Raw genomic sequence first — 13,942 nt, 5'->3', positions numbered from 1 at the left:
TTTTCGATCTACCTTTTTTAAAAAAAACATTTTAAAGTCAGTGTGATAACAGTTAGAAGGATAAATTTGGTGAATATTCAAATTATTGTGGGAAGCATTCGAGAAGGCCGCACAGCCATTAAAGTTGCAAATTGGGTTCAAAACACGATTTCATCATATAACTACAGCACGATTAAGACAGAAATTGTGGACTTAAAAGAATGGGATTTACCGTTTTTCGCTGGAGCAAATCCACCACTAACGGGTATATATGATCAACCTAAGCAACAAGAATGGGCTGCTCAAATCGCGAAAGGTGATGCATTTATATTTATTAGTCCTGAATATAATCATGGATACAGCCCTGCACTTAAAAATGCACTCGACTATTTAGGTAAAGAGTGGAATGGAAAACCTGCTGCTTATGTCAGTTATGGCGGTAGTAATGGCTCTCGCTCTATCGATCAAATCCGTCAAGTTGCTACGCAATTAGGTTTAGTCGACTCAAATGCCGTGGTTGAGATTCGCGATATTTTTGCACGCAATCGCAGTGAAACATTCGAAGGCAATGAATTCGATGATAAAGCGCTTAAATCTGCGTTTGATAAAATTGTGCAATATGTAAGTGCGTAATAATCATCTTCAGATCATCAATAGGTGCGCGATTATAAATACCGAAGACACTTTGATCGAGATAAAATTATAGTTGAAAAAGTGAACCCTCTAAAATTAGAGGGTTCTTTTTAGATACAGATCCCAATGAATTAACTAATTTTGTCCAACCGTTAAACTTTGATTCCCTATACATTTGCATCCACATGCCAAAGGTGAATTATGCTGTGCGGCGGGTTTTCCCATAATAAGCATTTTGCTGTCACCCGCAACAATTGTCGTCACCGTTTTATGTTTAGGACAGGTGGCCTTATCCCCTACACAAGCAACTGGCTTACCTTCGATTAAGAAAGAACTATTTGCTGAAATAACCTGCCCACCACCAGTGGTTGGAGAGCCAATCGTAATATAAGGGAAAGCCATACACTTGTTCCTTTTATAATATTTTATTGAACTTCAAACTCGATTCTTCGATTTTTCTTACGACCCTCTTCCGTTGCATTGTCTGCAACAGGTTCATCAGCACCCATACCCGCTGTACTTAATCGTGAAGGTGAAATATTCTTGGCAATCAAATATTGTTTTACTGCATCCGCACGTTGCAAGCTCAATTCTTTGTTTTTCTGTGGATTACCTTGACTGTCAGTATGTCCGATGATTTTGACATTTTTGCCTTGAACTTTGTTTAGCGCAACCACCATTTCGTCTAAAATTTGTGTGCCTGCTGGTAAAAGTGTGGCACTTCCAGAAGCAAATTCAATAATTCGATTTTTTAAAGCATTATCAATGATGGCTTGTTCTGCATGATTCACAGATAACTGTGCATTAAAGCGATAAGGTGCCACAACTAAATTTTGAAATGTATTTTGAGTCGGTACGATATCATTTTGATTGAGGACTTTACCTGTGAGCTCAACTTGTGTTCCTCTTACACTCAATTTTCCTTGAGAAACTTTTTTAAGATCAGGTGTAATGACTTGTGTCACGGAATCACTCCATCCATTGGGTGCAGTGACAGGACGAACCTGAATTTTATCAATAATCTGGTCTTGGCTATAGACCACTTTCATTTTATTCAATATGGCCTGTTTGCTCATCTCGTTAGGAACAACTCCCTCAACGATAATTTCTTTCGCAAACGATATAACACTTATACTCAATATCGAACTAAGCAATGAAATCTTTAATAAGGTTTTCTTCATCATTTTTCTTCTATAAAAGTCTGTCGGAATAATTTCATTCCTTGATTTAAACTTAACTGTCGTTCGCACAAAGATTGCTCGAGTGCAGCAAGACCTGCATTTTGCTCCAAATAGCGATCAATCCACTGTGCTTGTACCAATGAAACCCAATGTTCAGAGCTTAAGTTCTGATTGAAAATATCACTTAATGCTTCAATATCTGCGCCCTGAAAGCCAAATAATAAAACTGGACGTTCTGAATGAAGAATACCAATTAACACTTCGGTATTATGTTTTGGCAAAAATCTTGCGATTAAACTAACCCAGAATCCTGCGATTTCATAACAAAAACTAGGGTTGTGAATCGGTAAAATTAACACCTTATTCAGTTTACTCGTTCCATTTTTTAATACAGGTTGGAGTAAAAGACCTAGTCCAATCATGCTTTGTGCAAGCTCATAGACCGATATTTTCATCATTTGTGCAAACGAATGCATGGTATGATTTTCAAAAAAAGCGGTTGATTCAGTTACATCAAGAACTTGAATTTCTTTTTTGAGCTGAGCCAGTTTTTCGATTAAATCATCAGCATCTCGAATTTGACGAATCACACGGTTTCTTTGAAATAAGTCAATCAAAACTGGCTTATAGCTATAAGGTGCATAGAGCAAATTTTGGTAGGGTGCATCCACTTCCAATAAGTGACTCAACACCATAGGAAACTGACGACCTGAGCTGTCTTTGCTGGTCACTAAGTTTGCAACCAAGAACATATTTTCACGCGGATTGGCAATAAAGAAATCTAATGATGCCAAACTTTGATAATTTTGATCGAAATTTGGATTTCTCATTGCCATTTCAAGCGCTTCAGTAATCCACTGATCAATCACTTGAATCAAAGAATACTGTCCTTTGGTTTTCAGAAAATCGCCACGAGCAGGACTCTTACCATAGTACAAAGGCGTTGTTTTCACACTGTACATATCGCCTCCTACTGATGATCCATCTTAAGTTGTACTCCATACATCATGGCTGTGCTCCTTGTGTTGCATTTTGCAATGCCGTATTCGTTGAATTCTCAGCTTGAGGTGCTGGTGTTGGTGCCTTTTGAGCAGATACCACACGTGCTGTCGCCTTGTTGGTCGTCACCTTATCAACCAATTGCAAACCGTTTAAATCACGATTAGAACCAACGCCTGTTCCACCTTGACCTGAATTCCCACTGATCAAACGAAAGTTTACTTTTACCGCTAATGATGGTTGTTGAACACTTGCCCAAGTCATTTCGATGACACCATTTTGATCACGACGTTGCGAAGAGTCGATCAAACGATTGATCCCGTATTCACCTGGTGCATCAAAAATCGTATGCGTTTTCCCTTCGAGATCGACTGCAGTAATACGTGCTCCAGGAATAGCACCAGTATTCGGCCAAACAAAGTTCACCCACTGTTGGATACCATTTTCAAAGACCATACGTTGACCATCAATATCAATCGTATATGACAGCAACTGTGGATTAGACAATGGATAGAATTGGAAGTTGGACTGATTGGTCGCAGCAGGCGCAGAACCTTGTGACAAAGTACCTGTAGCTACACCGTTAAGTGGTGAAACATAGCGTTGGAAACTCATCACAAATTGTGGATTCAAGATAATGCCTTGGTCTTTCCACGTTTTAGAAGTCAGTGTGTAGCCACGACGAATCACAAATGGATCGAGCGTTTCTTTAACAAAATTGGCAATACTACCGCCCTCACCGAAGATTTGACCGATTTCACTACTCGTCGCTTGGATTGAAGCCGAGGTATTGAATGGAACCTTTTGGCTCAGAGTCTGATTAAACGGTTGATAAGCTTGCATCACCCATAATTTATTAATCTCATCTTGTGCTGGCGTGATTAAGCTTGCAAAGGATTGTGTCAGTGGACTCACCAAAAGCTTTTGAATGAGCTTATTGTCAATATCATTCAGACCGACCGTCAGTTTTTCATCGACAAGTTTTTGCGTAGTATTAAATACTGAGGTTTGTTCATTGATGGTTTGTTTTACCAAAGCCATCGCATTTGGGCCAATATCCCCTGCATTTCGGAGGTCATTGAACTTACTGCGTACCTGTGCGAGATTTTCTAAATACTCATCAAGTAATGATTTATTTTGCTGATCATCACGTTTACGAACCAACTGATAAAAAACGTTAAATTCTTTTGAGATAGCACCTTGGGCGCGCTCAGCTGCACGTTGAATTTCATTGGTATTATCTTGACGAAGAACCTTACGTTTAAACCAAGCGATAAATCCTGTTTGTGGAGCAGCTAATTCCGCTTGAACCACAGGGTTATCCCAATTGGTTTCTTTCGCTGTATGCTCAATGAGCAAACGTATCGGGGAGTTTTGAGGCTCACCCAATAAATCTATTGTTTTATGTTGCTGGGCAAAATCAGGTTGTTTTGCATAATAAATTCCATTCAAGAATTTACGCCACTCTGCGATATATTCTTTCTTATAGAGTTCAGTCAGCTGCTTACGAATTTGATCTGGACTACCACTAAAGGTGAGGTCATCTGATTGATTGCTGTTCAACACCCAGTCACGACTGTCTGTCGGACTATTCGCAGCTTCATCAATGGCTTGATCGATATATTCGTTCCATGCCTTATATGTAAATACCCCAGGAAGAGCATAAGAACCTAATACGGCACTACGATTGTTCTCACCTACAATTTGAGCTACTGTCACTGCTGGATATCGTACGGCAGCACGCATTTTGATCTCATTATAAACTCGATCACGTGCTGGCATCCCCTTCATCACCGCCAACAATACTTGTCGGCTTTGATCAACCAATTGCGCATCAGCTGACAACTGTGGGAATTTTGGATCATTCGCCAATGTCATGGTATAGGTCAGCACCTGCTCCGCTTTTTGGATCATTTCACCACGTGGCATTTGTCCACGATTGGCATCTAACCATGAACGCCAAAAGCGCGTAACCTGATCACTCAGATGACTTGCTTCCATATATTTTGAATTGCTCATCATCAAATAAGCTTTCAATGCGTTGTAAGCATCTTGCGGATTCGAATCAGAAGGTTCCAAAGCATTTTGTGCAGGTTTAGCCGATACTTGCTGAATTTCAACATTAACGTGATTTTCTTTTAGTGTCGCTTCATTATTTTTGACACGTTGCAAGAATTGGCCAATATTTTGTTGAGACGGTTCTAAAACAATTTGTCGCACACCATTTAAATATTCGGTTTTAAGTTTTTCCCGCAGATCATTGCCTTGATACAAACCAAAGCCAAACTTTAATGGACGATCTTCTTCAAATTGATCTAACTGTTCTAAACGCTGTTGTAAAATTAGTAACGAGTCGAGCTGTGTCGCCAAATGCTGACCTGATGCCTGCTCCATTTGCATCACTTTATTCAGATCGGCTTGAACATCTGCGATCAACTGTTGGTTGTTACGGTAAGACCACACCCACAGGCCTAAAATTACAGATACCCCAAGTAAAGCTGCAATAAAACTCAAATAACGTTGGCGCTTTTTCGCTGGGTTAATATGTTGCTTCACCAAGTTTTTATCTTTCAGAATGACATCTGAAAATAATCCCTTTAAGAAATACCCATGATTCTGTGATACAGAATTTAGTGGAATACCATGTTCGCTGTTCGGAATTTTCTGAAGTCTAAATTCTTGAGCAATTTGCTCCGTCATTGGACTCTCGATCGTTCCTTCTTGTAAGGCACTGGTGAAGTAAAAACCACGGAATACAGGTTTGAACTGATACGGGTTTTCCTCAAATAGTGTTCCTATAAAAGTTTTGAGTGCTGGCTTTAAAGTCTTAAACTCAAGCGGAAAAGTCATCACACTTGGTGAGATATTCTGTGCATGACGGCGACTTAAATGAGTCGTACTTACGCTTTTCAATCCATCATACAAAATATTGTAATGATGCTCGAATAGATCAACAGCATTTTCAGATGAATCTGGATTATAAGGCAGCGTTGCTCCCCAAACTTGGTCAAATTCATCCTGATCATAACAATCAAAAAACTCAGTGAATCCTGCGATCAAATCCATTTTAGAAAACACCAAATACACAGGTGCAAAGATTTCTAAACGTTCCGTCAAATCTTGTATACGTGCTCTCAAGTTTTTAGCGAGTTTCAACGATTTTTCAGGACTTTGACTAACTAACTCGGCAATACTGACGGTGACAATCAGTCCATTAATCGGCGCTTTAGATCTATTTTTTTTGAGCAAGTTCAAAAAACCAATCCACTCAGAGTGATCTTCTGCATAGACTGAGTAACGACCAGCAGTATCCAACAATACCCCTTCTGTTGAGAAAAACCAGTCGCAATTACGTGTTCCACTCAAACCTGAAGACACTGCATTTTTATGCGTTTCTTCGAATGGGAACTTTAAGCCCGAGTTATAAATGGCAGAACTCTTACCGGCAGCAGGGTTACCAATGACCATATACCAAGGCAACTCATATAGCGCTGCATTCCCTTTTTTATCACCCAGCTTTGACTTACGAATGAGCTGAATTGAATCCTTCATCTGTTGATGAACCAATTGTAGTTCATCTTTATCCTTCTGCTTACCATACTCAGCTTGGGTATCTTTTTCGATTGCTTCCGCCAATTCTTCCCCTTGCTTCTCATGGCGTTTGCGTTGAATGAACCAATAGACTCCATAACCGATTAGACCCAGTACATAAGCCACCGCAAGCGGCCAGAAATACTGTCTAGGTATCGTGTGATAGGCAGACACTAAGGCAACAAACAATGACAATGCAATGATTGCCTTTGGGTTTGAAACGTACTGCCATACATAGCCTAATATCGTGTGCATTGTATTCTCATTTTTTTCGTAAATTTTTAAACGTTTTGCTGCTCAGGATTTATGTCTGATTCTGATTGATAAGTTTGAATAAATGTCTGAACATCTGGGTTTTGAGTTGTATACACCATTGTCATCAAGGCATCATCAAACTGAAAAGCGAGAGTAAAGCCAAAAATTTTAGCTAAGCTTTGTGTATTCCCAAGTGTTGGAAAAAGCATTAAATAGTGATGTTGCTCAATATTCGTATTGGCAAAATTTTGCTCAATTTTCTTAAGTGTTTTGAGTTGAGTAATGTCATCCAACAGAACTGTAAAGGGCTGCTCATTTTCCACTTTGAACTGATGATCAATGTTATAGCGATCTAAACTCTGTTTCAGTTGTTTTTCATTTATCGCAATATCTAATGTTTTCGTAGGTAAAACATTTTCAATTTGAATTTTAGGTGAAGCTAAACAACAGCTCGAAATATATTCTGCAGGAATATACTGCTCTGAAATCCAAATCTTTTCATCTAATGTATCTTGGTCAATTTCGGAATCAACGATAAACACAAGACTTATAGACGACTCATCTTTTTCAATACTTTGTAAAAGATGAATCCATTCACTATAGCTTGTTTCAGCACCCCAATAGTGGTGTTCCACGTGAAACACTTCAGGAATATAATTGAGCTGACTCAGGTAGTCTGAAATGAGTTGCTCAGAATCTTGTTCATCCCAAACATGCAGTAATTCTTCAGCGAGAATCAGGTGGATTTTAAGCTTATTCAGTCGATAAACTTGCTGCACAGAAGGAGTATCTTCTTCCCCATCATGATACTCAGCCTGAGGATCAATCCATGCTGGATGCATACGATAAGATTGGCTAATTTGAGTATCGTAGAAAAGTGCAGATTTTTTTAAATGCTCACTAATTTCCCAGAGTATTTCTGTTTGTTGTTCGAGTTGAGTCAGAATCAATTGGTGAATGCGGTATTGCCGTTTGAAGCTATATTCATCCTCTTCATCTTGTTCGACGTCTAAATCAGAAATTCGATAACTCAGAATAGGCAAGCCATACCCATTCAATAATTTGTCATCAAGTTCAGGACTCTTGAATTCCCGAATCGCATCAATAATCAGATGATTTTGACCCAAAGCATTGAGTGCATAAGCGCGATAGACATTTAAATTGATCCACTCCACAGGCTCAGGCTGTAGCTCCTCAATTGCGACCTCATCGCTAAGTTGAGGATCATTCTGTTTATTTTTTTGCTCTTTTATCCAATGATAAATCATATATGGCATCACCAAAAAAGCAGTGATTGCAACAGGTAACAATCCAAAAAAGATAAGTAGATCACTGCCAGAAGGATCAAAATTGATGTCACGCCAATACAGCACCACAATCGCAGAAATCACCAGATAAACAGTAAGGAACACTCCAACAATGATTTTGATCATGACGCGACTCCAAGCAATGGGTAGCAAGTTTCATCATTGTCTAGCGGTTGATTATGAGCTAAAAAGGCACCCTGACTAAGCCCCATAGAATGCTCCGAATTTAAAGTAATAGGCTGTATTTCTTGTTTTGATAAAATTAAACGAACATCAACCAATAAGGTTGGGCTACACCAGCTTTGTAGTAGTTTTTTTAATTTTAAACTTAGTTTTTGTTGTGGTAGAAAATCTAGGTAAGTTTTACGATCCAACGGTCCAATTTGAATTTCAATTTTGCCATCAATTTGGGTAATAGTCTCTCCACAAAATGTATTCAATCCTAACAAGCTTGGCGTCGCCCCTCCTAAGGATGTTCTCTGCTGAAGCTCTAATTTAAATTTTTCAGGGATAAACTCTTGTATTGCCACATGCTGATTAAATACCTGTGCAATCATGGTTTTTAAAGCATGTGCTGTATTATTTTGCCCCTGCATTAATCCTGCAAATTCAGCAAAATAATCATCAAGTTCTTGTTGTTGATGTTGCTGACTAATATAACCATTTAAAGCATGGATAATATTCAGATAATGATTTTCAGACTCGACCTCATACCGTACTGGTAAATTGTACTTGACCGTCGCATCAACGAATTGTGAAGTGAGCTTATGATTAAATAAACTCAAGAATTGCGTTGTTTCAACTCGAAATTTGCGTGATGCTGATTTAACTTTATTGGTATAGCTATAGGGTAATGCCCCCTGCATGCCAGTCAAACCCACCATTAAATTTGTAAGCTGAACTTTTTCATCTTCTAAAGCTAGCGATTCAATTTCTTTTTTAGGGAAGTTAAGCTCTAAGGAAGGATGAAATTTAAAATCACGATCCCATGGTGTATGTGGCCGAGCAAAGGGCACATGTCTTAACAATCGAATCGACTGAATAAACTCATAAGCAGTCGGCTGTTGAAATAAATGGTCTATTACAGAAGCTTCTTGCCACCAACGTTCTGCACGCATTGGTATAACTCCTGTTGTGATTGAGCATCTTCGATTATGACATCGACAAAACTGTTTAACTGCACTTTTAAGTTAAACACATGACTCAGCAATTGACTGAAAATATAAAGACTATGACCTCTGAATATTTGTTCATCGATTCGGATAACAACTTTGAGTCCTCGTACGAAAAGCGGGAAAGGTTTTGCTTCAACCAACTTATGCGTCAGGCTAAATTCAATTTGTTTAATCGAATTAATTAACAGATGATTTTCTTTATTCGCCGGTAAGTTATATAACTCTAATAATTCTTTTAAATGTACTACCGCATCCCCTTTCATCAGTGCTAACGTATTTAATGAAAGATGAGAAATAATGCGCCATTGCTCTTTCTGATTTTGCTCAAATTGATAGGGTAAACTCGGACGCTTCAATACCAACGCTCGACGTGCCAAACTACTATCATTCAGATTTAAAATATTATTTGACTGGCTTAATGCTTCATGCGGTAAATTCCGATTCGAACATAGCAATACGGTGCTAATAAAATCAGACTTTGTATCATACGGCTGTAAATGCTTAGAAATAATGGAATAACCCGTTTCAACAAACTTATTGTTGAGCTGTGATGAGTTCAATGCATAGAAAAATTGGACATTTTCATCATGGTAATGACTCATTCCAAAGAACGGCAACACTGGATGATAAACCTGTTCCTGATTAATCTTTTCACGAACCATGTGCATTTTCTGAATCGAATAGACCTGATAAAACTCAGGATGATGCGCATCCGTGATCAATGGATATTCAAGTTGTCGATGATGTATTTTTTGTGGTTCAGCATTTTTTTCAAAAAGATTAACAGCCGGCGTGCTAAATAATTTGAAATTTGCAACATTCAGCTCTGAATAATTACGAATAATCGCCTGATCGTTTAGGTTTAACTTAAAATGAATTTGGAGATCAAAACTCGTTTGCTGATCTAATAAATTTCTTAAAAAAGAAAAATCAAGATTAAGAAAGCTGAATTTATCTGCAAAACAAAAATATTCCATCAACAAGCGATAGGCATGATGTGTATGTTGATCAATAGGCAATAAACTCTCATCTTCCTCAAAGCCCATTAAGGAAAATGGATTAGAAATTTGATAAAGCTGTGTTCCAATGCGTACCGTAAAAGTCGTATCTTTTTTGAAAATACTATCCAAAACTTGCAGCGGAAAATTTGAAATAGCATCTAAATAAATAGGGAGTTTTTCTTGATGAATCCACAAGCCTGCTTCATTGAAAGTTTCAAAACTTAATTGCAAAGTGGCATTTTGATTGAGATGAATTTGAGCACTTGGGTTCGTTTTAAATTGAACTTGATTCAGTTGAATGGGAAGTAATCGTACAGCTTGAGAGGTATTAAATTCACATTGTACCCCCTTAAAGCTTCGTGATTTTAGCGTTGTTGCCTGCGGAATGACGTGAGCTTCAGTTAATTGTTTTATTTTATTTTGATCCTCGAAACTGACGACAGTACAACTTGGAAAATGTCTTAGATATTGAGGGAACATCACCTCAAATAAAGCACGTGTAAAAACGTCATAACTGTCTGCTAATTTTTTATCAATTCGAGCAGCAATCAACGAAAACGCCTGAATTAAGCGCTCAATGTGTGGATCATCAATCTGTTCTTGGTTGAGCGAGAGCCGTTGGGCAATTTTAGGATACTTCTGAGCAAACTCGCGAGATTGTTGACCAAATTCTTGTAATTGTTTTTCGTAGTACGGTAAAAGTTCTTCTATCACAAAAGCCCCAATCTTAAGATCTAGCCGAAATTACATATTGTTGTGTCGTTGGTTTCAATAAAGCATCAAAAACTACAGGCTCATACAATGGATGGATATTTAAATATGCTTGAATACTGAGGCAAAGTGCGCCCATATTGTCGCTGTCTAACAGCATTTCAACTTGAATTTGTCGTAGGCGAGGTTCATGTGCCGCAATGGACTGCTGAATAGATTGGCAAATTTTGTCTCGATCCATTGGATTCGCTGTTGATAATCCAACAAAATCAATAATGCCAAACTGTGCAATCGAGCCTTTAACCGTAGGGAAGTCATCAATCTGATCAAACTTAGCTACTCGACTATTGAGTAGATCTTCCAAGTCATGTGCAACAGATTCACGCAGCTCTTGCATAGACAAGCCTTTGATCTGATCCTCGTATTCTGGAATCAAGCGATCAAATAAAGTTGAACGGAAGCCAAATGGATAAAGATGATCTAAATTTGTTTTCATCTTGCCTACTCTAGAAGATGAATAAAGGCCAACTTAAGTCAGCCCCTACTCCTCTCACTTTCAAGACTTTAAGCTTTGTAGCTTGCAGTGTTGTTAGAAAGTGACCATTGCTTCGTGATCGCACCTTTTTGAGTACCATCGATATCTTGTTGGTTATATGTCCACTCAACAGCAGCATATTTCAAACCAAATGCTTCAGTCGGAACACCTTCAGCATTTACAGATGGTGTTACGCTTGAAACTAGAACATGTTTCAATTTGATTTGAAGGTACTTGATACGCTTATCACCATTCGCACGGTAGTAATCGATTTGTACTTCATCAAAAGTGTAACCAGCAGAACATGCTTCCCAAAGTTTCGGGCTAGTCGCATCTAAATCTTTAACGAACAACATGTCTGAATGTTCAACACGCTCAGAAGTATGACCACCAACACTTGAAGATGTCGCAGATTTAGGCTGACGGATGTTATGAGACCAAGAATTAACTTCCAACCAATCTTTGTGCTCAGTGTCACGAGATTCGCCGTCTACTTTGTATTTTCCTCGAAATTGAACATATATATCTTTCATGAAGATTTCCTGTTTTATTTAACGTTATTATAAAGTTGCTCTATTTAATTAGAGGACTGAGGTAACTCAGTGACAAGTCTCAAAGATACCGACAACTCGTCCAACTGGAAGTGCGGTCTTAAAAACACGACCGATTTGTAGTGACCAGGGTTTGCCGGGTCTTCCACAACTTTTACAGATGCTTCACGAAGCGGGCGCTTAGCTTTAGCCTCTTGTGATGCACCATCATCTAGTAATACATATTGAGATAACCAATCATTCAAGAAGCTTTCTACATTTCCAGCTGAAGCAAAACTTCCGACTTTATCTCGCATCATTGCTTTCAAATAATGCGCAATACGCGACACAGCCATGATGTATTGAATCTGGCTTGAAAGTGCTGAATTTGCATTCGCTGTATCGCTATCATATTTCTTAGGCTTTTGGGTCGATTGAGCCCCAAAGAACGCTGCGTAGTCTGTGTTTTTGCAGTGTACTAATGGAATAAAACCGAGATCGCTCAACTCTTTCTCACGGCGGTCCGTAATCGCAACTTCTGTCGGACACTTAAATACGACTTCACCATCATTAGTTTTGAAAGTATGTACTGGCAAGCCTTCTACTAAACCACCACCTTCAACCCCACGAATTGCTGCACACCAACCATGCATATCAAATGCATTCGTTAAACGTGTACCGAAACCGTATGCTGCATTCATCCAGAGATATTGATCGTGATCTTCACCTGAGACTTCTTCAACGAAGTTAAAGCCTTCTGTTGCCCAACCCTCTTTAGGGTCATAAGGCAGGCGACCTAAAACACGTGGCATAGTTAAAGCCACATAGCGAGAATCATCACTTTCACGGAATGAGCGCCACTGTACATATTCTGCAGTTTCAAAAATTTTAGATACATCACGAGGACGATCAATTTCAGTGAAAGATTCAAGACCTAGAATTGAAGGGCTTGCTGCTGAAATAAAGGGTGCATGAGAGGCAGCGGCAACATGAGAGATTTGTTCTAAAAGATACATATCTGACGGTGTGCGATCGAACTCAAAATCACCAATCAAAGTTGCGTATGGTGCACCACCAAAAGAACCATATTCTTCTTCATACACTTTTTTGAACAATGTGCTTTGATCAAAGTCAGTTGCGCCTTGGAAGTCCTTAATCAATTCTTTTTTTGTGGTATTTAAAATGCGGATTTTAATTAAAGGATTTGATGGTGTTTCTTGACAGAAGTAGTAAAGTCCACGCCAAGTCGATTCAATCTTTTGAAACTGTTCATGATGCATAATTTTACTTAATTGAGCAGAAATTAAAGCATCAATTTCAGCAATACGCTTATCTATTGAGACCGTCATGTTTTCTGAAACAGTAATTGTTCCAGCCATAACTTCTTTGGCTAATTCACCAATTAAATTTTTCGCACGAACATGTTCATCATCGTTACGCGCAATTCGACTTTGTTCAACAATCGAATCTAGAAGACTCGTTTCTTCAACAGCATTGCTTGTCGCAGGTGCGGTTTGTAAATTACTCACGGTCGTCGCCTCCTGCTTCAGCACTTAATTTGCGTACTTGATCTGTATTTTGAAGAATTTCATCAAGCAGATCTTCTAAACGTTCACTATTTGAAATTTTATTACGCAAATCTGAAAGGCGTTCACGCGCTTCAACCAATTTGCGTAAAGGGTCAACTTGTTGAACAACATTTTCAGGTCGGAAATCTTCCATTGAGTTAAAAGTAAGATCTACCGACATATTTCCACCCTCTTCCGAAATTGTGTTTTCAACTTGGAAGGCTGCTCTTGGTGCTAGCGAACTCATTACTTCATCAATGTTATCCAAATCCACATTAATAAATTTCTTATCTTTCAGTTTGGTTCTTTCAAGTTCAGATGCTGCTGAGAAGTCCCCTAATACACCAACAACAAAAGGAAGTTCTTTTATTTCTTTACCATCACCTACTTCTACGTCATACGTCAGTTGTACTCGAGGTGGTCGGATGCGTTGTAATTTTTTTTGAACACTTTCACGCTTAGCCATATTATTTTTTC

The 13,942-nt window shown here is 38.7% G+C and carries 12 protein-coding genes; 1 reads left to right on the top strand and 11 read right to left on the bottom strand.

Going from position 1 to position 13,942, the window contains the following annotated elements:
* Nucleotides 1-69: 69 nt before the first annotated feature.
* Nucleotides 70-612 (top strand): NADPH-dependent FMN reductase, encoded by a 543-nt coding sequence (locus AC1M85_RS00225; RefSeq protein ID WP_488213335.1) that lies wholly within the window; start codon nucleotides 70-72, stop codon nucleotides 610-612.
* Nucleotides 613-747: 135 nt separating this feature from the next.
* Here AC1M85_RS00225 and AC1M85_RS00220 read toward each other — a convergent pair whose 3' ends face one another.
* The 11 genes from AC1M85_RS00220 to tssB form a co-directional block, all read right to left on the bottom strand.
* Nucleotides 748-1,014 (bottom strand): PAAR domain-containing protein, encoded by a 267-nt coding sequence (locus AC1M85_RS00220; RefSeq protein ID WP_481595680.1) that lies wholly within the window; start codon nucleotides 1,012-1,014, stop codon nucleotides 748-750.
* A 23-nt stretch (nucleotides 1,015-1,037) separates the two neighbouring features.
* The gene (locus tag AC1M85_RS00215) at nucleotides 1,038-1,796 is read right to left on the bottom strand and encodes an OmpA family protein (protein ID WP_092766604.1); all 759 of its coding nucleotides are present in this window, start codon (nucleotides 1,794-1,796) and stop codon (nucleotides 1,038-1,040) included.
* Nucleotides 1,793-2,755: a type VI secretion system-associated protein TagF gene (gene tagF, locus AC1M85_RS00210; protein WP_488213334.1), complete on the bottom strand. Its 963-nt coding sequence runs from the start codon at nucleotides 2,753-2,755 to the stop codon at nucleotides 1,793-1,795. Before tagF ends, AC1M85_RS00215 begins: the two co-directional genes overlap by 4 nt.
* A gap of 43 nt (nucleotides 2,756-2,798) precedes the next feature.
* Nucleotides 2,799-6,638 (bottom strand): type VI secretion system membrane subunit TssM, encoded by a 3,840-nt coding sequence (tssM, locus tag AC1M85_RS00205; RefSeq protein WP_488213333.1) that lies wholly within the window; start codon nucleotides 6,636-6,638, stop codon nucleotides 2,799-2,801.
* 26 nt (nucleotides 6,639-6,664) lie between these two features.
* Nucleotides 6,665-8,071 carry a hypothetical protein gene (locus tag AC1M85_RS00200; RefSeq protein WP_488213332.1) on the bottom strand — a complete coding sequence of 469 codons (1,407 nt, stop codon included), beginning with the start codon at nucleotides 8,069-8,071 and terminating at the stop codon, nucleotides 6,665-6,667.
* Nucleotides 8,068-9,063 (bottom strand): type VI secretion system baseplate subunit TssG, encoded by a 996-nt coding sequence (gene tssG, locus AC1M85_RS00195; protein WP_481607148.1) that lies wholly within the window; start codon nucleotides 9,061-9,063, stop codon nucleotides 8,068-8,070. The genes AC1M85_RS00200 and tssG overlap by 4 nt, the downstream gene beginning before the upstream one ends.
* Nucleotides 9,027-10,835, bottom strand: a complete 1,809-nt coding sequence (gene tssF / locus AC1M85_RS00190; protein WP_488213331.1) for a type VI secretion system baseplate subunit TssF — start codon at nucleotides 10,833-10,835, stop codon at nucleotides 9,027-9,029. Before tssF ends, tssG begins: the two co-directional genes overlap by 37 nt.
* Before the next feature lie 13 nt (nucleotides 10,836-10,848).
* Nucleotides 10,849-11,328 (bottom strand): type VI secretion system baseplate subunit TssE, encoded by a 480-nt coding sequence (tssE, locus tag AC1M85_RS00185; RefSeq protein WP_481592762.1) that lies wholly within the window; start codon nucleotides 11,326-11,328, stop codon nucleotides 10,849-10,851.
* Nucleotides 11,329-11,396: 68 nt separating this feature from the next.
* Nucleotides 11,397-11,900, bottom strand: coding sequence for an Hcp family type VI secretion system effector (locus AC1M85_RS00180; RefSeq protein WP_092766611.1), 504 nt, complete (start codon nucleotides 11,898-11,900; stop codon nucleotides 11,397-11,399).
* Between the two features lie 44 nt (nucleotides 11,901-11,944).
* On the bottom strand, nucleotides 11,945-13,426 hold the full coding sequence (gene tssC, locus AC1M85_RS00175) for a type VI secretion system contractile sheath large subunit (protein WP_092766612.1): 1,482 nt from the start codon (nucleotides 13,424-13,426) through the stop codon (nucleotides 11,945-11,947).
* Complete coding sequence (gene tssB, locus AC1M85_RS00170) at nucleotides 13,419-13,931, bottom strand: type VI secretion system contractile sheath small subunit (protein WP_092766613.1); 513 nt, start codon at nucleotides 13,929-13,931, stop codon at nucleotides 13,419-13,421. Before tssB ends, tssC begins: the two co-directional genes overlap by 8 nt.
* Between the last annotated feature and the right edge of the window lie 11 nt (nucleotides 13,932-13,942).

Source organism: Acinetobacter sp. 24-47-64 (assembly GCF_057737055.1).
Note: the sequence above shows the minus strand (reverse complement) of the source record. Positions and strands in the feature narration are given on the sequence as shown.

What these genes read in the sequence shown, in the direction of transcription:
- AC1M85_RS00220 (WP_481595680.1), bottom strand. Translation starts at nt 1,014, where the DNA reads ATGGCTTTCCCTTATATTACGATTGGCTCTCCAACCACTGGTGGTGGG.
- AC1M85_RS00215 (WP_092766604.1), bottom strand. Translation starts at nt 1,796, where the DNA reads ATGATGAAGAAAACCTTATTAAAGATTTCATTGCTTAGTTCGATATTG.
- tagF (WP_488213334.1), bottom strand. Translation starts at nt 2,755, where the DNA reads ATGTACAGTGTGAAAACAACGCCTTTGTACTATGGTAAGAGTCCTGCT.
- tssM (WP_488213333.1), bottom strand. Translation starts at nt 6,638, where the DNA reads ATGCACACGATATTAGGCTATGTATGGCAGTACGTTTCAAACCCAAAG.
- AC1M85_RS00200 (WP_488213332.1), bottom strand. Translation starts at nt 8,071, where the DNA reads ATGATCAAAATCATTGTTGGAGTGTTCCTTACTGTTTATCTGGTGATT.
- tssG (WP_481607148.1), bottom strand. Translation starts at nt 9,063, where the DNA reads ATGCGTGCAGAACGTTGGTGGCAAGAAGCTTCTGTAATAGACCATTTA.
- tssE (WP_481592762.1), bottom strand. Translation starts at nt 11,328, where the DNA reads ATGAAAACAAATTTAGATCATCTTTATCCATTTGGCTTCCGTTCAACT.
- AC1M85_RS00180 (WP_092766611.1), bottom strand. Translation starts at nt 11,900, where the DNA reads ATGAAAGATATATATGTTCAATTTCGAGGAAAATACAAAGTAGACGGC.
- tssB (WP_092766613.1), bottom strand. Translation starts at nt 13,931, where the DNA reads ATGGCTAAGCGTGAAAGTGTTCAAAAAAAATTACAACGCATCCGACCA.